The sequence below is a fragment of the Aerococcus viridans genome (assembly GCF_001543285.1).
In the GTDB taxonomy this organism is placed as follows: Bacteria; Bacillota; Bacilli; order Lactobacillales; family Aerococcaceae; genus Aerococcus; species Aerococcus viridans.
In genome coordinates, this window is the sequence record NZ_CP014164.1 from 712,082 (window position 1) to 734,700 (window position 22,619).

Consider the following 22,619-nt stretch of genomic DNA (forward strand, 5'->3'; position numbering starts at 1 on the left):
TGGCAGAAGAATGGCAAATGAATTCCATCATATCTCAGTGTTGTTAAACGAATCAGTAGACGGATTGGCAATCAAACCCAACGGTATTTATGTTGATTGTACTTTGGGTGGTGCTGGACATAGTTCTAAAATCGCAGCAGCCCTATCTGACGAAGGTCGTTTAATCGCCTTTGATCAGGATTTAGTGGCCATTGGCAATGCCGAGAAAGTATTGGCAGCGGAAATTGAAAGTGGGAAAGTGACCCTTGTTCACAATAATTTCAGACATATCCAGTCAGAACTTGAAAAAATGGGTATTACCGGTGTAGACGGTATCTTGTATGACCTTGGCGTGAGCTCGCCACAATTAGATGAGATTGAACGCGGATTTTCATACCATCAAGATGCACCATTAGACATGCGTATGGACCAAACTCAAGCATTAACAGCAGAAACTATTATTAATGACTGGGAATACAATGATCTTGTACGTATTTTTTACCGCTACGGAGAAGAAAAATTCTCTAAGCAAATTGCCCGTAAAATCGAGCAAAGAAGAGCGGATCACCGGATTACGCGTACGGAAGAATTAGTGGACATCGTTAAAGAAGCTATTCCTGCACCGGCCCGCCGTAAGGGTGGACATCCGGCTAAACGGATTTTCCAAGCAGTGCGTATTGCAGTCAACGATGAATTAGGCGCAATTGAAGACTCACTAGAGCAAGCATTGAATTTATTGAATGTTGGCGGACGTGTATCGGCGATTTCTTTTCAATCATTAGAAGACCGCATTGTGAAGCAAATGTTCAAGGACGCTTCAACAGGCGAGGAATTACCGGCTAATTTACCAGTGATTAATGCGGATATTGAAGCGCCATTTAAATTGGTCAATAGAAAACCAATTTACGCCAGTGAAGAAGAGTTGGCCTATAACTCACGCGCACAAAGTGCTAAGTTACGTATAATCGAACGCATTAAATAGACATTTAATCAACTTTAGACCAATAGAAAAAGTAAGCACACTAATAGAAGGGAGCCGTATTTATGGCAATATTTCTACTTCAAGACCAAGTAAATATTAAAATGAGTGCTATGCCGGCCGAAAGAGCCATTCCAAATATTCCGGCTTACCCAGAAGAAAGTCAACAAGCGCAACCAAAGCAGAATGTGACTGCTCTTCCGGCGAATATACCGGCCAATAAAAGTAAATCAAGAGTAAAATTCTCACTGATGCAAAAAATGTTGATGACAATAGCTTTTCTAGTTATGATTGCAGGACTATTAGGAGTGACCATTATGCGTGCTAACGTGAATGCAGCGTCACAACAGTTACAAGAAGTGCAACAAAATGCAGAAGATTTAGGTATTCAAAAAGAGAATTTAACCCAAGAAGTCCACGAATTATCAAACTACTCACGAGTAGTAGAAATCGCTGAAGAGCAAGGGTTGAATATGAATGAAGAAAATATAAGGAATGTGGAATAAATGAAAGACAGTAGAAAACTTAAAAAGAATCGCAAAAAAACAATTAGAGCGATGATGGGCTTGGCAGGTTTTTTACTACTCATATTTGGCATTCGTTTAACGCAAATAATGGTTTTTGGGACTGTGAACGGTCAAGATTTATCGGCGCAAGCCCAAAACCTATATGATAGAAGTAGCATATTGCCAGCACAACGTGGAACCATCTATGATGTAGGTGGAAATCCATTAGCAATGGATGCTACTTCTTATTCATTGTACGCAGTTTTAACGGATAAATGGTCTGAACCAGAGGACCCGCAATATGTAGTGGATAAGGAAAATACTGCTCAAGCCTTGTCGCAATATATCGACCTAACGACTGAAGAAATATTAGAACGACTGAACACCCAAGACGCTTCTCAAGTAGAATTTGGTACGGCAGGGCAAGACCTGACATACGCTGAGATGAAGGCCATTGACGACCAAAATCTACCTGGCATTATGTTTAATGAAACGCCAACTAGAATGTATCCAAATGGCGTCTTTGCCTCTCATTTAATTGGGTATGCTGAGTATATGGAAGCTAGCACTGCAATTGACAGCCGTTTGACCGGACAAATGGGCTTGGAACTGTCTATGGATGAGACCCTAAAAGGTACCAATGGCCGTAAATCTTACCAATCGAGTTCGACCAATGTTGAGTTAAGTGGGACAGGTCAGGTGGAGGAAGAACCTACCGATGGGTCTGATGTATACTTAACCTTGGATACCCGACTACAAACTTATTTAGAAACCTTGATGACAGAGGTTTATGAAAAATATGAACCAACGTCAATGACAGCTATGCTAGTTGAACCAGAAACTGGCGAAATTGTTGCAGCATCACAAAGACCAACCTTCAACCTAGAAACAAAAGAAGGGATCGACGATATGTGGCAAAACTTACTAGTTGAAAAAGCTTATGAACCAGGATCTACGATTAAAGTATTAACGGTAGCAGCAGCCATTGAAGAAGGGGTATTTGACCCAAATTCATTCTACGATTCAAGTCCCGTAACTATGGGCGATTCAACGATTGCCGATTATAACGGGGTTGGTTGGGGTGTGATTACCGAACTGGAGGGGTTATCACAATCATCAAATACCCTGATGATCCATTTAGTAAAAGAGATGGGTTATGACGTTTGGGAATCTTATATCCGTGAGTTCGGTCTACTGCAAGAAACGGGTTCAGGATTTGCCAACGAAGCAAGCGGTTCAATGAACTATGAGTATGAAGCAGATAAAGTAACGACTGGATTTGGCCAAGGGATTTATGTGACCCCTTATCAAATGATGCAAGCCTTCACAGCAATTGCTAACGACGGGAATATGATGAAATTACAATTGGTTAACCGTTATGAAGAAGACGGGACGATGCAAGTTGTTGAGCCAGAAGTAGTTTCATCACCAATTTCAAAAGAAACTGCTAATAAGACACTTGAATACTTGCAATCTGTTGTTTATGCAGACACAGGTACCGGGGCCGCTTATGACTTAGATGGTTATACAGTATCCGCTAAAACAGGTACAGCAGAGGTCTTCAATCTTGAAACCAATACATATGAAGCAGGTTTAACCAAATACTTGTACTCTGTAGTTGGTTTTGTCCCAAGTGAAGATCCGCAATATGTCCTATATATCACAGCGGAGCAACCGAAAAGCTTGGAAACGACTGCTAGCGATATGATGACAGAAATTTATACACCGCTATTAACAAGAGCGCTTGAATATAATGCCTTAGGTGATAGTGAGTCAGTTGTGACGGCAACCGTCCCTGATGTGTCAGGATTAACCATTAGTGAGGCGCAACAGACCCTATCAGATGCTAGCTTCGTCAATGTAGAAGTGATTGGTGATGGGGCAAGCATCCTCAGTCAAACACCTGCGGCAAATGAGGAAGTGTCTGTTACCCAACCAATCTTCTTGATGTCTGATGATGCAAATCCAACCATGCCAGACTTTACTGGATTGAACGCTTCAGCAAGCCAAGCCTTAGCTTCGTTACTAGGTATTGAAGTTGAACTTGACGGTGAAGGGGTTGTTGTTGGTCAGTCGATTGCGATAGGCGAACAAGTCAATAACAACAATACGATTGTGTTACAATTAGCGGAGTCTTAAACACCTAAAAACAAGGAAAATAAATTCACAATAACCCATTTAAACAAGGGAAGAGAAAGGGAAAATTATGGTATTACTTTTTATCACGACATTAGTGTTAACATTAGTCGGCATGCCGTTCTTCATTCAATTTATGCGTGAAAAACAATTCGGACAAGTTACAAGAGATGAGGGGCCAGCTTGGCATAAAGCCAAATCTGGTACCCCAGCAATGGGTGGGGTAGTCTTTCTATCCGCAGCCCTAGTAGGTTTATTGGTTTGGTCTATACTGACCGGTCAATGGCACGGTGAAGTTTGGTTGTTAGTTGGGACAATGATTTTCTTTGGTGGCATCGGATTTGCTGATGACTTCTTAAAGATTTTCAAGAAACAAAATGAAGGCTTAACTTCACTACAAAAATTGATTTTACAAATTGTGGGTTCAGCTCTAATCGTATTATTAATGCGTGTAATTACCTTCCATGTGTCGATTCCATTTCCATTTACTACAGGTATTACAAATGTCTTATTCGTCTTCGTCTTCCTATTACTATGGATCACAGGCTTTTCAAATGCCTTCAATTTAACGGACGGACTTGACGGCCTATCATCAGGCCTTGGTGTAATCTCATTCTCAACTTATGCGCTTATCGCATTTAGAATGGGTGAACGAGGAATAGGAGCCTTCTGTATCGCTATCGTTGCCAGTTTATTAGGCTTCTTATTCTTTAACCGCAAACCAGCCCGTATCTTCATGGGAGATGCCGGGTCATTAGCCCTAGGTGCCTTACTAGCTGTTATTTCAGTAATGTTAGGCAATCCGTGGTCATTACTATTGATTGGATTCGTATACGTAGTTGAAACAGCTTCAGTTATCATCCAAGTCACTTCCTTCAAATTGACTGGGAAAAGGGTCTTTAAAATGTCGCCAATTCACCACCACTTTGAAATGATTGGATGGAGTGAGTGGAAGGTAGATATTATCTTTTGGGCAGTCGGTTTAGTCACAGCAATCATCGGCTTATTATTCTTTTAATATAAATTCATACTAAAGGGGAAATCATTATGGAAGCATCACAATGGCGCGAATCAGTTCGCAATAAAAAAATATTAGTACTCGGACTTGCAAAGACTGGTGTTTCGGTCGTGCAACATCTACAAGCATTGGGGGCAATTGTTACTGTCAACGACTTCAAACCACTTGAAGAAAATAAAGATGCCCAAGCCCTAATCGAGGAAAATAACGCCCGTGTTGTTGCTGGCGGCCATCCCGTATCACTATTAGATGAAGACTTCGCCTTTATGGTGAAAAACCCAGGAATTCCTTTTAACAACCCAATGGTCGTTCGTGCGCAAGAAATTGGCCTACCCGTATACACCGACATCGAACTTGCAGATAAGATGACCGATGCCACAATTATTGGTATTACTGGATCTAACGGTAAAACAACAACTACAAGCCTAGTTGGCGAAATGTTAGGGAAAGCAGCTTCACTTGCAGGTGAAAGCTACGTTGGGGGGAACATTGGTATCCCGTCATTAGACATCGCTTCTAAAGCTGAAGCAGATGACCGGTTGATTTTAGAATTATCTTCCTTCCAATTAATGGGGACAGATGCATTCCAACCGCATATCGCAGCCATCACCAATATTTATGCAGCCCATTTAGATTACCATGGTTCAATGGACGGTTATATTTCTGCAAAATGGCAAATCACTGCCAACCAAACAACAGATGACTTTTTGATTTTAAATGCCGACCAAATGGACGTATTTGGCGACCGGACGACAAAAGCAACGGTAGTGCCTTTTTCAGCGACCACTATTCAACCTGACGGTGCTTGGTTCGACCAAGATAGCCAAAACTTTATCTGGCATGATGAAATTGTCTTGAACAGAAAAGACTTCTTCCTACCAGGACACCACAACTTAGAAAATATGCTAGTAGCCGTTGCTATTGGTAAATTACTAGGAATTTCAAATGAAGAAATCAAAAACGGCGTATCTACCTTCCACGGCGTGAAACACCGCCTACAGTTTGTTGCTGAAATCGATGGTCGTCGTTTCTACAATGATTCAAAAGCGACAAACAACGATGCCTCTATTACAGCCCTGGATTCATTTAGCCAAAAACAAGACAATGTCATTTGGTTAGCGGGTGGTTTAGACCGCGGGAATGAAGTGACTGAATTAGCCGATCACATGGACCGGGTGAAAGGTATGGTTGTTTTCGGCCAAGCAGCAGATAAATTTGCTGGCCTGGGGCAAAATAAAGGTTTAACAGCGATTCAACAAGTAGAATGGATTGAAGAAGCTGTTAAAGCTGCCTATGACATGTCAGCACCTGGTGACACGATTCTATTGTCACCAGCTTCAGCTTCCTGGGACCAATATCCAAATTTTGAAGTCCGTGGTGATCGTTATATCAAAGCGATTGAAGACTTGGGCAAATAAATTAATTAGCGAGAAAAAGGAGTTTATTATGCGAATTTTACTTTCCGGTGGTGGGACTGGGGGGCATATCTACCCAGCCTTGGCCCTAAGAAAACAAATTTTAGCGCAATATCCGGATGCAGAATTTCTGTATGTGGGGACTGAAGGCGGTTTGGAATCAAGAATCGTGCCTAATGAAGGCGTCGATTTCAAAACTATCCAAATTCAAGGAATCAAACGGTCATTCTCTTTAGATAATGCCAGAACAGTTTATTACATGTTTGACAGTATACGTAAGGCAAAGCAAATCGTCCGCGATTTTAATCCGGATGTAGCGATTGGCACAGGTGGTTATGTCTGTGCGCCGGTTTTATATGCAGCTGCACGTACAGGTGTGCCAAGTATTATCCATGAACAAAATTCCGTTGCCGGGATGACCAATAAGTTTTTAGCGCCTTTTATGGCAAAAATAGCTATTTGCTTTGAGGATGTAGCGAAAGATTTTAAACGATACGCTAACAAAGTAGTTTTCACAGGTAATCCGCGCGCCCAAGAGGTAGCGTCAATTTCAGACAAGGCAGATTTAACTACTTATGGTCTAGAAAACGGCAAGCCAACAGTATTGATTTTCGGTGGTAGTCGTGGCGCTTTACGGATCAACGAAACTGTTAAAGAAGCTATTCCGGCCTTTATCGAAAAAGATTATCAAGTATTGATCGCTTCAGGGGATACTTATTACGAAGAATTCCAAGAAGCATTTACGGACTTTAACGAGTGGGGCAATGTCCAAATTGTTTCTTACATCAATAACATGCCAGCCTTGTTCAACACCATTGACCTAGTTGTGTGTCGTTCAGGTGCAACAACAATGACTGAATTAACCGCTTTGGGGACACCGTCTATTTTGATTCCAAGCCCTAATGTAACAGCCAACCATCAGGAAATGAATGCGCGCTCTTTAGTGAAACACGATGGGGCCCGCATGATTTTAGAAAACGACTTAAATGTTAAGGGATTTCTAGCTGAAATTGATGGCTTAATGGCTGACAAAAATGAACGGGACCGAATTGCGACGAATGCCCTGAACCAAGGGGTGCCAGATGCGGGTGACCGTTTAATCAAGATTATTGAAACGCTTGTGAAATAGGAAGTCCTTTTTCCAAATAAATAGATAGAAAGGGGGCATGATGATGGATTGGGAAGAAGATGAGCGCATTCGCCAAGAGAAACGGGAGAGAAGACGCCGTTTACATGATAAATTAGCTAAAAATGGTCGAACAGACGTAGACAGAAGGCAAGATAAAAGTGCGAACAAGTCAAACCAAGATGACCTGCAAAATGGCGTGAATAGCAGTCATCAATACGAAGATCAGGACCAAGCTATGCTTGAAAAGAAACAAGTAGCGTCAAATATAAATAAGCAAAAAAGTAGCAAGCAAAAACCTGTGATGAAAAAAGCAAAACAAAAACCCAAGTGGGGATTGTCTAAATTCAACATAAAAAGCAAAGCGAATTCGAAGAAACAAAAGCAACTGGTGACAAGTAATCAGGGGATGCCTCCAGTTAAGAAGGTAAAAAAAAGTGGACCGACTAATTGGAAAAGAATGGTGCTATTATTGTTACCATTTGTAATTACATTAATTGTGGCCGGTTACTATGCTTCACCCCTTAATCATGTGGCTTCAATCACTGTTGAAGGTGTGGAGGATACAGAAAGCGTGAATTTATATCCCCTAAATGAAGGAATGTCAGTGACAGATTTGAAAAATTCTAAGGGTGAGGTGGAACAAGCTATTGTAAACCAAAATCCTTCGGTCAAGTCAGCAACTGTGAACGTATCGGATTGGAATAAAGTAGCTGTGAACGTGTCAACCTACCGCCAGTTGGGGTACATCCAGATTGCGGACTTTTTCTACCCATTACTAGAAAATAATGAAATCATCGACACACCACTGCCATCACTTGAAAAAGCGTTACCCTTATTTGAAGGGTATGATATTGCTAATAAAGATCAAAGAGCCAAGCTAACAGAAACGGTTAAGGCCCTATCAAGCCTGTCAGATGACATCATTCAAAAAACTTCCTTTGTGACTTATACAGGTGATGAAAGTAATACTGACCGGATTGCCTTACAAATGGTTGACGGGAACGTGGTGAGAGGGTTTATTAGCTCAATTGGTGATCGGATGAGTTATTATAATGGTATTGCCAGTCAATTGGACGGGCAAACGGGACTGATCGACATGGAAGTAGCCATTTATTTCACTGAATTAAACGATGGGAATAACCCTTACGCTTCAGAAGAAGAGAAGAAAGCTTATGATGAATCGGTGGCTGCAGAATCAAGGGCAGCGAGTGAAAGTGAAGCTAGCGAATTAGAAGATTCATCATCAGATTCAGCTAGTGAGTCAACAGATCGTTCTAGCAATGGATCAACTAGTGCATCAGATGATGAATCAGCATCATCTGGTGAGGCTAGTCAGGTTGAAAGTACTGATGCACAAGCAGCATCTTCTAATGTCGAAATGGGTGCAACAAGTGGAAATTCAGTTGTTGAATCAGGAAGTGAATAAAGTGGCGAAATTATGTGAAAGCAATTAAAATCATTTGCGAGTAGGAAAACGTCATCACTATTGATAGACCGTGGCTATGTCAACAATTTCTATTAGAAACTAACGGTAATTCCGTTGGTAATTAGTGCTGTCTATGTTAAAATAGTAACGATACGATTAAATATTAAATTTTCTAGGAGGTTTCAATAAACATGGTTCAGCCAGAAATTTTTGCAAGTTTAGATATTGGAACCACTTCAATAAAAGTAGTAGTTGCAGAATATGTAAACCAACAAATTAATGTTATTGGAGTAGGTCACGAGCGGTCACAAGGACTCAGTAGAGGTGTGATTGTAGATATTGATAAGACTGTTGAGTCTATCAAGCGCGCAATTAAAAAAGCCGAACAAAAAGCAAATTATACAATTAATGACGTCATTGTAGCCGTTCCTAGTAATCAGGTGAACATCGAACCTTGTTACGGTATGATCGCAGTGTCAAATGACAACAGAGAGATTACAGATAAGGACGTCAAAAACGTTTTAGCGGCAGCAAAAGTTCGTTCAGTACCAGCTGAAAGAGAAATTATTTCAGTGATGCCGGAGGAATTCATTGTTGATGGCTTTGACAACATTAAAGACCCACGTGGTATGATTGGTGTCAGACTAGAGTTATACGCTAGTTTGGTCACTGGTCCAAAAACACTTGTTCATAATATTCGTCGTTGTGTGGCAATGGCAGGATTGAATATTCGGGACCTAGTTGTCCAATCTTATGCAAATGCATACGCTGCGATGAGTAAGAGTGAACGTGAGTTTGGGACAATCTTAATTGACATGGGTGGCGGACAAACAAGTGTGTCTGTATTCCACGATGATCAATTGAAATTTGCGACAGTTGACCACGAAGGTGGGGAACTTGTTACAAAAGATATCTCAACTATATTGAATACCTCAATTGAAAACGCTGAACAAATAAAATTAGAATATGGCTATGCTTTACCTAAAGATACGAACGATTCAGAATTCTTCCCAGTTGAAACGATTGGTAAGGCGAATCCAGAACGTGTGAGTGAGCATTACTTAGCTGAAATTATTGAAGCTCGGGAACGTCAAATATTCGAAACATTGAAAAAACCTCTAGATAAAATCGAAGCCTTTGCTTTACCAGGTGGCATTATTGTGACCGGTGGGGCAGCATCATTACCTGGTGTATTAGATTTAGCTGAAGAAGTGTTTGGCCATGAAGTGCGTTATTACATCCCAGAATATGTTGGTTTGCGTAACCCAATCTTTACCACAGCTGTTGGTTTAATTCAATATGTGGCACAGTTGGATGATATCCATCATTTAGCACAAGATAACGGGCAACAAGTAAAAGTCGCTCCAAGTACTCGGACTAGTCACCCAGCACCTGCTCGTAGTGAACCAGTTGCTAGCACAAAGCAAACAGAATCAGTTGACAATTACAAGCAAGTAAATGATGATAGTGAAAACGATAAACCTAGCGTATCGCCTTCTAATACTGAACAAACTTATTATGAAGAAAGACCAGCTAGCCAATACGATGAATTAAATGACGAAACTGAAACGGGCGAAGAAGAAAGCCCAGTTGATAAAATTAAAAATTTCTTCAAAGACTTTTTTGTTTAATTTAATTACCAGGAGGATATAAAATGGATATGGAATTCGAATACGAAAACATGGATATGAATAACGCATCAATCAAGGTAGTTGGTGTCGGTGGTGGTGGTAACAACGCGGTTAACCGTATGATCGAAGAGAACGTACGTGGCGTTGAATTTATCGTAGCAAACACTGATACACAAGCTTTGAAAAACTCAAGAGCTGATATTAAAATCCAACTTGGACCTAAATCGACTCGTGGTTTAGGTGCTGGTGCTCAACCAGAAGTTGGGGCTAAAGCTGCTGAAGAATCAGAAGACCAAATCCGCGAAGCATTACAGGGTGCTGACTTAATCTTCATCACTGCCGGAATGGGTGGTGGTACTGGTACTGGTGCAGCGCCAATCGTAGCCCGTATCGCTAAAGAGGAAATCGGCGCTTTAACTGTTGGTGTTGTAACTCGTCCGTTCACTTTTGAAGGACCAAAACGTGGTCGCTCTGCTGCTCAAGGTATCGCAGAAATGAAACAACACGTGGATACTTTAGTAACTATCTCAAACAACCGTCTATTAGAAATCGTTGACAAGAAAACACCTATGCGTGAAGCATTTGGTGAAGCTGACAACGTATTACGTCAAGGTGTTCAAGGTATCTCTGACTTGATTACGGCACCTGGTTACGTAAACTTAGACTTCGCTGACGTTCGTACAGTAATGGCTGACCAAGGTACTGCTTTAATGGGGATCGGTGCTTCTACTGGTGAAAACCGTACAGCTGAAGCAACCAAGAAAGCTATCTCATCTCCATTATTAGAAGTGTCTATTGATGGTGCTGAGCAAATCCTATTAAACATTAAAGGTGGCGACGACTTAACATTATTCGAAGCACAAGATGCAGCGGATATCGTGGCAGCAGCTTCTTCTTCAGAAGTAAATATCATCTTTGGTACTACAATTGCTGAAAACTTAGAAGACGAAGTTATCGTAACGGTTATCGCAACTGGTATTGATACTGAAAAACGTCGCGATGAAAAACGCGCTAAACGTTCTGGTGGCCACTCAGCTTTCCAACAAAGTTCAGGTCGCGACTTCGCTAACCAACCAGACAACTTTAAAGAAAAACAAGTGACTGAACGTCGCCAAGAAGAAAACCGCGACATATTCAGTGACTTCGACAGCAGCCGTTATGAAGATTCAAACCGTTCACGCAGAACTTTTGATGACGCACCATCTGCACCTGTAGAAAATGATTACTCATCACACAACTCAGATGACGATGAGTTAGATACACCGCCATTCTTCAGAAAGCGTCGTCGTTAATATGACAATTCGCAATAACGTGCAGTCTATTGAGGGCATTATTGCAAATGCACAACAATCATCAGCGTTATCGTCCAGTGATGTGACGCTGATTTGTGTTTCTAAGTACCATTCAATAGATGAAGCAAACACAGTATATGATGCAGGCGTGAGACATTTTGCAGAAAATCGTCCAGAAGGCTTTCAGGAAAAATCTGCAGCTATGGCAGATGATATTGTATGGCATTTAATTGGCACCTTGCAAACTCGTAAGGTCAAAGATGTCATTAATGAAATCGACTATTTCCATGCTCTTGACCGGATAAAACTGGCCAAGGAGATTAACAAGCGGGCGGATAAGGTCATTAAATGTTTCCTACAGGTCAATGTTTCTGGCGAGGAATCTAAGCACGGTATTGCACCGACTGAGATTGCTGCCTTTATCGAAGCAGTGGCGGAGTTCCCTAAAGTAAAGATTGTGGGCTTGATGACGATGGCGCCGATTGATGCTAGTGAGGAAGAAATTCACGGCTATTTTGCCAACTTACGTCAATTGCGCGACCAAGTGCAAGCTATGGGTAAAGCCTATGCACCATGCCAACATTTGAGCATGGGGATGTCAGGTGATTACCCGATTGCGGTCGCTGAGGGCGCTGATTTTGTCAGAGTAGGTTCAGCTATATTTAACACAGAAACCGAGTAAACGGAGGCGTCCAATATGGGTTTTAAAGACTTTTTTGCAAATTTCTTTGACAATGAAGATGATTTTGAAGAAGACTACTATGAGCAAGAGTCGGTTGATACTAGTGATTCAAAGCAGTTTGAAGCGTCAGTTGCTGAAAATCCATCTAAAGCTGCTCAGACCAGTCAAACAAACTTTACATTTGAACAACCAACTAAGGAGCAAAACAAAACGATGGCAAACGATGCAACGCGAAATAATGTAGTGAATTTAAGTGAGTCTCGTAAAAACGTGGCAACAGTAGAAATTTTTAAACCACGCATTTTTGCTGAAGCTGAGCGAATCAGTCAATCACTTTTGGGCGGTAAATCAGTGGTTTTAAACTTGGCACAAATGTCAGATGAAGATGCACGTCGATTTGTCGATTATATGACAGGTGTTGTGTATGCCATTAATGGCGACTTACAACGTGTAGCCACTGACGTATTTATTGCCGTACCAGAAACCGTACAAATTGAAGGTTTGTATGAAGAATATACAAATACACATGGCAAGGCATCTCGCGACCGTGGTAATATTTGGGATCGAGAGGGGGAGAGTCGTGAATAATTTAGTGAACATTCTTCAAGATTTAATCTATGTCTATACACTAGTGTTAGTGATATATGCTTTATTATCTTGGTTCCCAGGAGCTAGAGATTCTAAATTTGGTCAAATCATTGACCGACTAGCATACCCTTATTTATCATTCTTTGATAGTATCCTACCTAGTTTAGGAGGCATTTCATTTTCAGTGATTGTGGGTGTACTTGTCTTACAATTAGCTTCTAATGGCTTAAATATTTTACGTTAACCATAACAATAATAACTTTTAAATTAAACGGGTAGGTCTAGGTATCTACCCGATTTTTTTGTATAATAGAACTAAGTAACTGATAGAAAGGGATGGACAACTCTTGGCAAACTATGAAGTTTTACAACACTTTCAACCAGACGAACATGCCTTTGTTGAAAAAGTGACGGACTGGATGAATCTGGTCTTAGACCAATATGCACCGGTAGTGACCCCGTTTTTGAATCCAAGAGAAGTGGCCATTGTATCAATGATCATTGGCCAAGACGATGAAATTCATTATGAATTTTTCGGTGGCTATCCGAATGCGGAGAATCAACGGTGTGTATTAGCGCCGACTTATTACGAAATTCAACCGGCTGATTTTGAAATTACCCCCTTTGATATTCATTATGCCAGTAAGTTCAATACGATTGAGCACCGGCAAATTCTTGGCACAATTCTAGGACAAGGGGTTGAACGTAACCGTATCGGAGATATTATCCAGGCTGGGGAGAAATGGCAATTCTTTGTCGATGAAAAAATCGCCGATTTTCTTAGCTTTGAAATGGATAAGATAGGTGGCTCCAAAGTCAGGTTAGTGAAAATTGATCATTTTGACCAAATTAGTCAACCAAAATCTGACTGGCAACCCATGGAAATCACACTTTCTTCATTAAGATTTGATACGATAATTTCAGATGGATTTAGAATCCCAAGAGCGAAGGCCAAGTCACTGATTGAGGGTGGCGCTGCTAAACTCAATTGGGCGCAAGTGCAAGACGCGAAAAGGCAGTTAAATCCAGGGGACATTGCTTCAGTACGAGGCTATGGCCGATTGAAATATGTGGCTACCCAAATGGAAACCAAAAAGGGTAAGATTAGAGTAGCGATTGAGATCATTAAAAACAAATAGGAGGCTAATTTTATGCGCGCATCAGAAATTAAAAATATGAAATTTAAACAGAAAATCTCAGGTTACGGTAAAGCTGAGGTAGATGACTATTTGAATAAAGTCCGTGTCTCAATGGAGAAGTTAGAGGAACAAAATAAATCATTACAAGACCAATTAAACGAAGCGAATAAAGAATTGGATGCTGCCCACCGCAAGGAAGCGACAGTTAACCGTTCAATTTTTGTGGCCCAAGAAGCAGCTGACCGTTTGCGTGAAGAAGCGTTAAATGAAGCCTCTTTAATTGTAGAACGTGCTGAAGAAGAAGCCCGTCGTTTGCTTGCTGAAGCTGCTGAGAAAGCGGCTGTTATTAATACGGAAACAGATAATCTACAAGAAGCTGCTCGTACTTACTTGCACCAATCTTTTGGTATGATTTTACAAGCCAAAGATATGTACGAAGACCCACGTTGGGAGAACTTATTCTTTGAAAAACCAGTTGGTGATGTGCTGACGCCACAATTAGATGAAGTGGTGAAAGATTATGATCTACCAGTACGGTCAAATAAAGGGGAAGCAATCTTTGAGGCAGCTGCTGAAAAAGCTGAAAAAGAACAACGTAAAGAAGAGTTCTTTAACAATGATATTCCAGCTATTGCGCCAGTTTTTAGTGGTTTTGAAGACAGTGAACCGGTAGTAGAGGAAGCAGAAACAAGTGCTGTAGCAGAAAATGCTAGCGAATCTGTAGAAACTGCTTCATCAGAAAATACTGGTTCAGAAAATACACCTGATGCGGCTGAAGGAACACAAGCGGTAGCAACTGATAATACTGATCAAACTGATACAAACCAGCCAACAACTGACGCGGAAGATGTGACAGACGAACTGGTACAATCCGAGTCAACAGAAGCTGATTTGACCAATGCAGCAGATAAATCTGAAGAATAATCAGGAGTATTTGCGCGACAAAAGTTGTTTTTACAATATTTTTATAGTAATATTATGACGTATGGAAATAGAACACGTAGAGTGGAACACAATAAATAACGTAATTGATCGAAAGAGAATCTATGTTAGCTGCGAATTAGAGCGAGAAAAGTTATTTATTATCATCCAGGAGTAGTTTGTTGAACAGGTAATGCGTTATTGCCCAAGTAGGTAAACCGTTGACTGCGATAAAGTTATTGAGTGTATACCGCATTATTTGTGGTATACGAAATCTGGGTGGTACCACGGTAGCTTCGTCCCTTTTGCGGACGGGGCTTTTTTTATTTCTAGGAAATCGATGAGGGGGCATTACGCGATGAAAATGAAAGAAACATTAAATTTAGGAAAAACAAAATTCCCAATGCGCGGTAATCTACCTGTTAAAGAGGTAGAGCGCCAAGCTGAGTGGAACGAAGAAGACGTATACGCACAACGTCAGGAAAAAAATAAAGATAAAACACCTTGGGTCCTACATGATGGTCCTCCATATGCAAACGGGAACATTCATATTGGACATGCCATGAATAAAATCTCTAAAGATATTATCATCCGTTCAAAATCTATGTCTGGCTTCCGTTCACCTTACGTACCGGGTTGGGATACGCACGGTTTACCAATCGAGCAAGCCTTAACCAATTCAGGTGTTGACCGTAAGTCAATGACAGTTGCTGAATTCCGTAAATTATGTGAAGAGTATGCTTGGAAACAAATTAACGGCCAACGTGATGACTTCAAACGTTTAGGTGTTGCGGGTGACTGGGAGAACCCATACTTGACATTAGCACCAGAATTTGAAGCGCAACAAATCCGTTTATTCGGTGACATGTATGAAAAAGGCTTGATCTATAAAGGGGCTAAACCAGTTTATTGGTCACCATCTTCAGAATCTACTTTGGCTGAAGCTGAAATTGAATACCAAGACGTTGAATCACCTTCAATCTACGTAGCCTTTAAAGCACGTGATACAAAAGGCAAATTACCAGAGAATACAGAATTCATTATCTGGACAACAACACCTTGGACTATTCCATCTAACATGGCTATCGCTGTAAATCCAAACTTTGAATACTCTGTAGTCGCTGTTGCTGACCGTAAATTTGTGGTTGCAACTGACTTAGTGAATAGCCTAGCAACAGAATTAGAATGGGTAGATTACACAGTTGAAGGCGAACCAGTTAAAGGTCATGACTTGGAGTATATGGTTGCTGAACATCCATATTACGACCGTGACTCATTGCTAATCTTAGGTGACCATGTAACAACTGAATCAGGTACTGGTTTAGTCCATACGGCGCCTGGGCACGGGGAAGATGACTACTTTGCGTCTTTGAACTATAACTTAGATGTTCTATCACCATTAGATGACCAAGGTCACTTTACAGATGAAGCACCAGGTTTTGAAGGTATCTTCTACGAAAAAGGTAACGAGATTTCAATCGAAAAAATGAAAGAAAATAATCGTTTACTAAAACTAGATTACTTCTCTCACTCTTACCCACATGACTGGCGTACTAAAAAACCGGTTATCTACCGTGCAACACCACAATGGTTCTGTTCAGTAGAAAAAATTCGTGAACGGACTTTAGACGTCATCGATAATGAAGTGAAATGGTGGCATCCATCTGGTCAAACACGTATCTACAACATGATCCGTGACCGTAAAGACTGGGTAATTTCACGTCAACGTGTTTGGGGTGTTCCATTGCCAATCTTCTACGCAGAAAATGGCGAACCTGTATGTACACCAGAAACAATCGAACATGTAGCCAACCTATTTGACGAATTCGGTTCAAATATCTGGTTTGAGCGCGAAGCGAAAGACTTATTACCAGAAGGCTTTACGCACCCAGCATCGCCAAACGGTGAATTCACCAAAGAAATGGATATCATGGATGTATGGTTTGACTCTGGTTCATCTCACCATGGCGTATTACGCACACGTGAAGACCTAACATTCCCAGCTGACATGTACTTAGAAGGTTCTGACCAATACCGTGGTTGGTTCCATTCATCACTATTAACATCAGTTGCAGTGAACAATGAAGCACCATACCGTTCAGTTCTTTCTCAAGGATTCGTTAACGATGGTGAAGGCCGCAAGATGTCCAAATCAATTGGGAACACAGTGTCACCAAACGACGTCATCAAGCAACGTGGGGCAGACATTTTACGTCTTTGGGTATCTTCAGTAGACACTTACTACGATGTCCGTATCTCTGACGATATCTTAGGTCAAGTTGCTGAAAACTACCGTCGTATCCGTAATACTGTACGTTTCTTGCTAGGAAACTTGTATGACTTTGATGCGAAAAAAGATGCAGTAGCCTATGAAGATCTAGCATCAATTGACCAATACATGATGAACCGTCTAAACGAAATGGTGCGCAATGTACGTCATGCTTACGATACTTTCGACTTTATGACAGTCAACCATGAAATCACCAACTTCCTAACTTTAGATATGTCTAACTTCTACTTAGACTACGCTAAAGACGTTGTTTACATTGAATTACCAGAATCAGCACAACGTCGTAACATGCAAACAGTTATGTATGCAGTGGCTAAAGCCGTAACGACTTTACTGACACCAGTTATTCCACATACAACTGAAGAAATCTGGACATACCTACAAGAAGAGGAAGCATACGCGCAATTAGCTGACTTCCCTGAAGTGGTAACTTATGACAATGCAGATGAGTTGAACACGAAATGGTCTGCATTCATGGACTTCAGATCAGATGTCAACAAAGCATTAGAAAAAGCCCGTGAAGAAAAAGTCATCGGTAAATCATTAGAAGCGAGATTACACATCCACGCAAATGCTGATACAAAGGCATTATTAGACAGCGTTGGTGAAGACTTAGCTACTTACTTAATGGTTTCTCAATTAGATGTTCACCAAGTCGATAACTTAGGCGAAGACGCATATACAATCGACATCGAACACGCATTAGGTGCAACTTGTGAACGTTGTCGTGCCGTGAAAGAAGAAGTCGGTACAATTGAAGCAGCACCTCACCTATGTGCACGTTGTGCAGACATCGTCATCAACCACTATCCTGAAGCTTTAGTTGAAGAGGAGAATTAAGATGACCTATTACGGCATTGTAAAGACTTTTAATGAAAAAGAAGGCTTTGGTTTCATAGAATTACCTGATTTTCCTGAGGAAGGTGACATCTTCGTTCATTTTTCAGCATTACTTCACTTAGAACAATCATCACTAACCGTTGGACAAAAAGTTCACTTCGAAATTGCAGAAGGAAAACGCGGACCACAAGCAGTAAACATCAGCTTAAAATAAGGATGAGAGGAAAAGCGTTCAGCCCTCAACCAGTGGAAGATTAACGATGTTGATGACGGTAGTCATCAACAAGTTCATCTGAAGTGGGAAGAGGGGTGCTTTTCCGAACTCGACTTAATAGGATGTGAGGACCGACGCTCAGAAAGCCACCAGTGGAAGACTATAGCAGAGACGCACGCAGTGTGTGGCGCAATATAGTCTGAAGTGGAGACCTGTCTGCCCAAGCGAACTCGACTATAGGATGAGAAGAAAAGAAGCTGGGACAAAAGGCCTCTAAAAAGGCGTACACAATTCTTAATAAGAGTTGTGTACGCCTTTTACTTTGAAAAAATTCTTATAAATCTATGATTTTAATTTTTTGTCCCCGCCACTTTTTATTTGCAGTGAATTTCACTTATCTAGCCAAATAAGTGAAAAATATTGGCAATATTCACCTATATCAATATATAGGTGAAGCATAATTGGAAATTTTTACTTATATTACCCAATAGATGAAAACCCTAAAAATCCTTCATCTCTTACCAGTAATAAATGAATAGATTGACCCAAATTTCGCTTATTAGACGCAATAGCATAAAATCAATCAATAGTATCTAACTCAAGAACATAAGTTGCTCCCCAAATACAAGAAAAACGCTAGCCGGAAATACATCCGACTAGCGTTTTTTTACTGCAACAATCCTGATTATACGAAAGCTGCTACGATTAGTTCGAAACCATTTGTAAGGAAGTACATACCTACTAGGAATGGCAAGATAGCTAATGTTGCAACTGGTGTAAATAATAAGTATAGACCGATAATTAATGAGAAGATTGCGATGATTAAAGCAATCCAATATAAAGCTGTTGAGAATGGCTTGATACCACGAGTCAATACAATTGCTGTGATTGATTCAGTGATGAACCATAGAGCGAATAGAATTGGAATAGTGATGAAACCAATTTCTACGTTAAAAAGAATTAGAATCCCAAAGAAAATACGTAAGATAGCTAAAATAAGTGATCCTGTTAAAGCAAATCCGAAACGTTCTTTTAAACTATTGCGTGCGATTAGGGCGATGATACCACCAAAAATCATTGTCATACCAAATACATAAACGATTGATAGTAGAATTGCAATCGGATTGTTAAATGCAATAAATGCAACAATTACATAGATAATACCAAGTAATAATTCAGTCCATGAAAAGCGCTTGCTGTTATTTTCCATTGTTCTATTTCCTTTCTTTATAAGTTATATTTAAGATAACATAATATTATTATGACCGCAATAATTATTTTTTTTTGCGAGAAATTATACTATAAGTGAAATAATTACCGCTAAATTACCAAAATATAAAACACCGAAGCAGGAGCAATTTAGATTGCTCTTGCTTCGGTGTTTCAATAATGCTTACGCATCTTATTTAGTACGTTTAAGGATAAAGTTTAATACTAAGATTAAAACGATTGATCCGATTAGAGATGGGACAACTGCATATCCACCAATTACAGGACCAAAGTCTTGTAAGAAAGTAGATCCTACCCAAGAACCTAACATACCACAGATGATGTTACCGATAATGCCCCCAGGAACATCTTTACCTAGGATTGCACCTGCACCCCAACCAATAAGTCCACCGACGATTAAAGACCATAACCAGCCCATGATAATTCCTCCATTTCATTTTGTATTGGACTTGTTGTCCATATATACATTTTAACATATGGATTAAATCAGATGAAATGATAACACTCTAAAATAATCATTTTATTTTTTTTGACCGCCATTAAGTAAATGTTGTTTTAATTCATTTTCCATTTGTACCATTTCACGTTCAGCTTGCAGACGTTTAGCCCGACCTTCTTCTTGAATTTGCATGGTTTCAGTTATGGTATCGATCAGGTTTTGTTGTGAATGTTTCAAGGTTTCAATATCTACAACACCACGTTCAGACTGTCTTGCTGTTTCAAGTGATGATTGTTTCAACAATTCAGAGTTCTCTGTTAACAATTGGTTAGTGGTATCTGTAACAGCGATTTGTGCATCCAAAGCATCTTTTTGACGGTATAGGGATAATTGGATAGCAATTTGGTTTTTCCATAAAGGAATGGCTGTATAAATAGACGATTGGATTTTCTCAGCCAAGTTTTGGTTGGCATTTTGAATTAAACGAATTTGAGGTGCTTGTTGGATGGTAATTTCACGTGTTAACTCCAAGTCGTAGATTCGTTTTTCAAGTCGGTTAATAAATTGCTCTAAGTCGGCAATTTTTTGAATGGTCATTTGGTCATGTTCACTAGTTACCTGATTCTTTAGGGCAGGTAACTCTTCTTGGCGTAGTCGTTCTGCTTTGATTTGAGCAGCAGCGATGTAGACATTTAATGCTTCGAAGAATTCCAAGTTTTGTTGGTATAAACTATCCAGTTGCAGGTTATCATTTAATAAACCATTCTTTTGACGGGTTAGGTGACCAGCGATTTCATCAATTTGGTAGCCAACTTTTTGATATTTGGCATTCATCTCATATAAAGAGGCCTTTTGTTTCTTAAACCAACGTTGAATGCGGTTCTGCTTTTGGTTGGTCAATTGGCTTGGGTCAGTATCATTCAAGCGGGCTAATAATTCACGCAACTGTTCGCCAACAACGTCTAAGTCCTGGTTTTGTACTTGAGCGATGATTTGGTGTGAGAAATCACCGATTTGTTTTTGGGCCATGGCACCATAGGAAACGATTGATTGGCTATCGCTAGCATCAATTTTTTCAGATAATGCCTGAGCCTGGTCCTGGCGGTCTTTAGATAATTGTTGGTAAATCGTCTGTTCCATGCCCGTTTCTTCATCGGTATTCGCCAAGTTTTCTAAAGGCGAATTAGCTAAAGTCGCATCTTGGAAGGGGTTGGCGATTAAATCATCTACTGATTTAGAAATATTATCCGATTGTTTGTTTAATGGTTGGTTTTTGTCTTCTGTCATCATGGTTCTCCTTTACTCAGGTTCATTAGTGAAGCTATCGAATAAACTTTGCGCTTGCTGGGCCAAGTCTGCGATTTCCTCACGTAAACTCGTTAACTTTTGAATTTTTCGTGGCGATTTATCCATTGCTTGATTAATGGCCATATATTGTTCAAGTGCGCCCTTTAAATTTGGGAGCACATGATATAGGAAATCAGTCGCATGGTTTAAACGATCTGGCGCTTTTGTAATGGCTTGGAAAAAACTTTTCAAGACTTTGCTTGTATCATACCGTTTGAATACCATATTTAAATGGGTATTGTAGTTTTCATACTCCAAGATGGTTTCGATATTATCCAAGGCTTCAGCCATTTCTGACCGGAAAAAATGAATCTCTTGGTCAGTTAAGTCAGCTTCCCCATAGATGGCTTTTCTTGATTTGGGCACCTGTCCTAGTTTATATTTTTTACGGTTGCTTAGGTGGGTAGCGATATTTGCCGTATAAATATTATTGATCACAAAGACTAGGAAAGATAGTGCCAACACCCAGAAGGTAATTTGATAATAGGGGGCACCAAATACAAACAATAGAAAAATGATTGTCACGTTCATCGGCCAGTAAAGGGGATATTGACCAATTTTTGCGATGTATTGAAGTGGGCGATTCATGTTTAGTCACTCCTTTGATTGATTTAATTCCATTATATCTGACAGGTTATCAATCAACATCGGCCTCTAGTCTTATTTAAAAATACTAGTCTATTCCTATAGAATAGGAGCAAGCTGAAAAAGTAAATAAATCCCTAAAATTTCGCGTTCTAACCCATATTTTAGATAAAAATGCTAAAATGAAGTGGAGTAGCCATCAAAATTACAAGCTAAATTACAGTAAATATACATATAACAGTAAAGTACAAATATAATGTTTAAGAAAGGTTGATCATGATGACATTTGGTGAAGAAACAATTAAGAAAGAAACCTTATATAAAGGAAAAATTCTAAACTTAGAGAAACATCAAGTCCGTTTGCAAAATGGTGAACTTGCAGATCGTGAACTTATTTTCCACGGACCGGCAGTTGGTATCTTCGCCCTAAAGGACGATAAAATTGTATTAGTTCGTCAGTATAGAAAAGGGATTGAAGCAGTTAGTTTAGAGGTACCAGCTGGATTAGTAGATCCTAATGAAGATTTATTGGTGGCCGCTAAACGAGAATTTGCGGAAGAAACTGGTATGGCTGCTGAAAATTGGCAGCAACTAGACGGGTTCTATGTGACGCCAGGTTATAATGATGAATTCATTCAAATGTATGCCTGCCAAAATGTTACTGACTTACCAGAACCACCCGTACAAGACGACGATGAAAATATCGAACTCGTATACCTGGACTTTGACCAAGCGAAAGCAGCCATTGCCTCAGGAGAAATTTCAGATATGAAGACCATTTACGCCATTCAATATTGGCAAATGTTAACATTACAAGGATAGTAGGTGACATA

Annotated in this window: 21 protein-coding genes; 17 read left to right on the forward strand and 4 right to left on the reverse strand. The window is 40.1% G+C overall.

What is annotated here, in order from left to right:
- Positions 1 to 10 precede the first annotated feature (10 nt).
- From rsmH to AWM76_RS03560, 16 genes are all read left to right on the forward strand, one after another.
- Positions 11 to 961, forward strand: a complete 951-nt coding sequence (rsmH, locus tag AWM76_RS03485) for a 16S rRNA (cytosine(1402)-N(4))-methyltransferase RsmH (RefSeq protein WP_003143566.1) — start codon at positions 11 to 13, stop codon at positions 959 to 961.
- A 62-nt stretch (positions 962 to 1,023) separates the two neighbouring features.
- Positions 1,024 to 1,464, forward strand: coding sequence for a cell division protein FtsL (gene ftsL, locus AWM76_RS03490; RefSeq protein ID WP_003143564.1), 441 nt, complete (start codon positions 1,024 to 1,026; stop codon positions 1,462 to 1,464).
- A complete protein-coding gene (locus AWM76_RS03495) occupies positions 1,465 to 3,603 on the forward strand; it encodes a penicillin-binding transpeptidase domain-containing protein (protein WP_003143562.1) in 2,139 nt (712 codons plus the stop codon). It abuts the gene before it with no gap.
- Between the two features lie 67 nt (positions 3,604 to 3,670).
- The gene (gene mraY, locus AWM76_RS03500) at positions 3,671 to 4,618 is read left to right on the forward strand and encodes a phospho-N-acetylmuramoyl-pentapeptide-transferase (RefSeq protein WP_003143560.1); all 948 of its coding nucleotides are present in this window, start codon (positions 3,671 to 3,673) and stop codon (positions 4,616 to 4,618) included.
- Positions 4,619 to 4,647: 29 nt separating this feature from the next.
- Positions 4,648 to 6,036, forward strand: a complete 1,389-nt coding sequence (gene murD, locus AWM76_RS03505; protein WP_003143559.1) for a UDP-N-acetylmuramoyl-L-alanine--D-glutamate ligase — start codon at positions 4,648 to 4,650, stop codon at positions 6,034 to 6,036.
- Between the two features lie 28 nt (positions 6,037 to 6,064).
- The gene (gene murG, locus AWM76_RS03510) at positions 6,065 to 7,162 is read left to right on the forward strand and encodes an undecaprenyldiphospho-muramoylpentapeptide beta-N-acetylglucosaminyltransferase (RefSeq protein ID WP_039935976.1); all 1,098 of its coding nucleotides are present in this window, start codon (positions 6,065 to 6,067) and stop codon (positions 7,160 to 7,162) included.
- A gap of 43 nt (positions 7,163 to 7,205) precedes the next feature.
- Positions 7,206 to 8,588 carry a cell division protein FtsQ/DivIB gene (locus AWM76_RS03515; protein WP_106427336.1) on the forward strand — a complete coding sequence of 461 codons (1,383 nt, stop codon included), beginning with the start codon at positions 7,206 to 7,208 and terminating at the stop codon, positions 8,586 to 8,588.
- A gap of 191 nt (positions 8,589 to 8,779) precedes the next feature.
- Positions 8,780 to 10,219, forward strand: a complete 1,440-nt coding sequence (ftsA, locus tag AWM76_RS03520) for a cell division protein FtsA (protein WP_003143554.1) — start codon at positions 8,780 to 8,782, stop codon at positions 10,217 to 10,219.
- Positions 10,220 to 10,242: 23 nt separating this feature from the next.
- Complete coding sequence (ftsZ, locus tag AWM76_RS03525) at positions 10,243 to 11,511, forward strand: cell division protein FtsZ (protein WP_003143553.1); 1,269 nt, start codon at positions 10,243 to 10,245, stop codon at positions 11,509 to 11,511.
- 1 nt (position 11,512) lies between these two features.
- On the forward strand, positions 11,513 to 12,193 hold the full coding sequence (locus AWM76_RS03530) for a YggS family pyridoxal phosphate-dependent enzyme (protein ID WP_003143552.1): 681 nt from the start codon (positions 11,513 to 11,515) through the stop codon (positions 12,191 to 12,193).
- 15 nt (positions 12,194 to 12,208) lie between these two features.
- Positions 12,209 to 12,781 (forward strand): cell division protein SepF, encoded by a 573-nt coding sequence (locus AWM76_RS03535; RefSeq protein WP_003143551.1) that lies wholly within the window; start codon positions 12,209 to 12,211, stop codon positions 12,779 to 12,781.
- A complete protein-coding gene (locus AWM76_RS03540; protein WP_003143549.1) occupies positions 12,774 to 13,025 on the forward strand; it encodes a YggT family protein in 252 nt (83 codons plus the stop codon). Before AWM76_RS03535 ends, AWM76_RS03540 begins: the two co-directional genes overlap by 8 nt.
- Positions 13,026 to 13,128: 103 nt before the next feature.
- Positions 13,129 to 13,920 carry a YlmH family RNA-binding protein gene (locus tag AWM76_RS03545; protein WP_003143548.1) on the forward strand — a complete coding sequence of 264 codons (792 nt, stop codon included), beginning with the start codon at positions 13,129 to 13,131 and terminating at the stop codon, positions 13,918 to 13,920.
- Between the two features lie 12 nt (positions 13,921 to 13,932).
- On the forward strand, positions 13,933 to 14,844 hold the full coding sequence (locus AWM76_RS03550; protein WP_003143546.1) for a DivIVA domain-containing protein: 912 nt from the start codon (positions 13,933 to 13,935) through the stop codon (positions 14,842 to 14,844).
- A 355-nt stretch (positions 14,845 to 15,199) separates the two neighbouring features.
- On the forward strand, positions 15,200 to 17,971 hold the full coding sequence (gene ileS / locus AWM76_RS03555) for an isoleucine--tRNA ligase (RefSeq protein WP_039935975.1): 2,772 nt from the start codon (positions 15,200 to 15,202) through the stop codon (positions 17,969 to 17,971).
- A gap of 1 nt (position 17,972) precedes the next feature.
- The gene (locus AWM76_RS03560) at positions 17,973 to 18,185 is read left to right on the forward strand and encodes a cold-shock protein (RefSeq protein ID WP_003143544.1); all 213 of its coding nucleotides are present in this window, start codon (positions 17,973 to 17,975) and stop codon (positions 18,183 to 18,185) included.
- Between the two features lie 685 nt (positions 18,186 to 18,870).
- On the opposite strand, the gene AWM76_RS03565 is transcribed toward AWM76_RS03560, so the two are convergent.
- From AWM76_RS03565 to AWM76_RS03580, 4 genes are all read right to left on the reverse strand, one after another.
- Positions 18,871 to 19,395, reverse strand: coding sequence for an HdeD family acid-resistance protein (locus AWM76_RS03565; protein ID WP_003143543.1), 525 nt, complete (start codon positions 19,393 to 19,395; stop codon positions 18,871 to 18,873).
- 192 nt (positions 19,396 to 19,587) lie between these two features.
- Entirely contained in the window at positions 19,588 to 19,833 is a 246-nt protein-coding gene (locus AWM76_RS03570) for a GlsB/YeaQ/YmgE family stress response membrane protein (protein WP_003143542.1), read from the reverse strand.
- Between the two features lie 102 nt (positions 19,834 to 19,935).
- Positions 19,936 to 21,141, reverse strand: a complete 1,206-nt coding sequence (locus AWM76_RS03575) for a toxic anion resistance protein (protein WP_050774133.1) — start codon at positions 21,139 to 21,141, stop codon at positions 19,936 to 19,938.
- Positions 21,142 to 21,153: 12 nt separating this feature from the next.
- Positions 21,154 to 21,789, reverse strand: a complete 636-nt coding sequence (locus AWM76_RS03580; RefSeq protein WP_003143540.1) for a 5-bromo-4-chloroindolyl phosphate hydrolysis family protein — start codon at positions 21,787 to 21,789, stop codon at positions 21,154 to 21,156.
- Between the two features lie 273 nt (positions 21,790 to 22,062).
- On the opposite strand from AWM76_RS03580, the gene AWM76_RS03585 reads away from it, so the two are divergent.
- Complete coding sequence (locus tag AWM76_RS03585) at positions 22,063 to 22,608, forward strand: NUDIX hydrolase (protein WP_003143539.1); 546 nt, start codon at positions 22,063 to 22,065, stop codon at positions 22,606 to 22,608.
- Positions 22,609 to 22,619 lie beyond the last annotated feature (11 nt).

Coding starts and splice junctions, on each gene's coding strand:
- rsmH (WP_003143566.1), top strand. CDS start 11: ATGGCAAATGAATTCCATCATATCTCAGTGTTGTTAAACGAATCAGTA.
- ftsL (WP_003143564.1), top strand. CDS start 1,024: ATGGCAATATTTCTACTTCAAGACCAAGTAAATATTAAAATGAGTGCT.
- AWM76_RS03495 (WP_003143562.1), top strand. CDS start 1,465: ATGAAAGACAGTAGAAAACTTAAAAAGAATCGCAAAAAAACAATTAGA.
- mraY (WP_003143560.1), top strand. CDS start 3,671: ATGGTATTACTTTTTATCACGACATTAGTGTTAACATTAGTCGGCATG.
- murD (WP_003143559.1), top strand. CDS start 4,648: ATGGAAGCATCACAATGGCGCGAATCAGTTCGCAATAAAAAAATATTA.
- murG (WP_039935976.1), top strand. CDS start 6,065: ATGCGAATTTTACTTTCCGGTGGTGGGACTGGGGGGCATATCTACCCA.
- AWM76_RS03515 (WP_106427336.1), top strand. CDS start 7,206: ATGGATTGGGAAGAAGATGAGCGCATTCGCCAAGAGAAACGGGAGAGA.
- ftsA (WP_003143554.1), top strand. CDS start 8,780: ATGGTTCAGCCAGAAATTTTTGCAAGTTTAGATATTGGAACCACTTCA.
- ftsZ (WP_003143553.1), top strand. CDS start 10,243: ATGGATATGGAATTCGAATACGAAAACATGGATATGAATAACGCATCA.
- AWM76_RS03530 (WP_003143552.1), top strand. CDS start 11,513: ATGACAATTCGCAATAACGTGCAGTCTATTGAGGGCATTATTGCAAAT.
- AWM76_RS03535 (WP_003143551.1), top strand. CDS start 12,209: ATGGGTTTTAAAGACTTTTTTGCAAATTTCTTTGACAATGAAGATGAT.
- AWM76_RS03550 (WP_003143546.1), top strand. CDS start 13,933: ATGCGCGCATCAGAAATTAAAAATATGAAATTTAAACAGAAAATCTCA.
- ileS (WP_039935975.1), top strand. CDS start 15,200: ATGAAAATGAAAGAAACATTAAATTTAGGAAAAACAAAATTCCCAATG.
- AWM76_RS03560 (WP_003143544.1), top strand. CDS start 17,973: ATGACCTATTACGGCATTGTAAAGACTTTTAATGAAAAAGAAGGCTTT.
- AWM76_RS03565 (WP_003143543.1), bottom strand. CDS start 19,395: ATGGAAAATAACAGCAAGCGCTTTTCATGGACTGAATTATTACTTGGT.
- AWM76_RS03570 (WP_003143542.1), bottom strand. CDS start 19,833: ATGGGCTGGTTATGGTCTTTAATCGTCGGTGGACTTATTGGTTGGGGT.
- AWM76_RS03575 (WP_050774133.1), bottom strand. CDS start 21,141: ATGACAGAAGACAAAAACCAACCATTAAACAAACAATCGGATAATATT.
- AWM76_RS03580 (WP_003143540.1), bottom strand. CDS start 21,789: ATGAATCGCCCACTTCAATACATCGCAAAAATTGGTCAATATCCCCTT.
- AWM76_RS03585 (WP_003143539.1), top strand. CDS start 22,063: ATGATGACATTTGGTGAAGAAACAATTAAGAAAGAAACCTTATATAAA.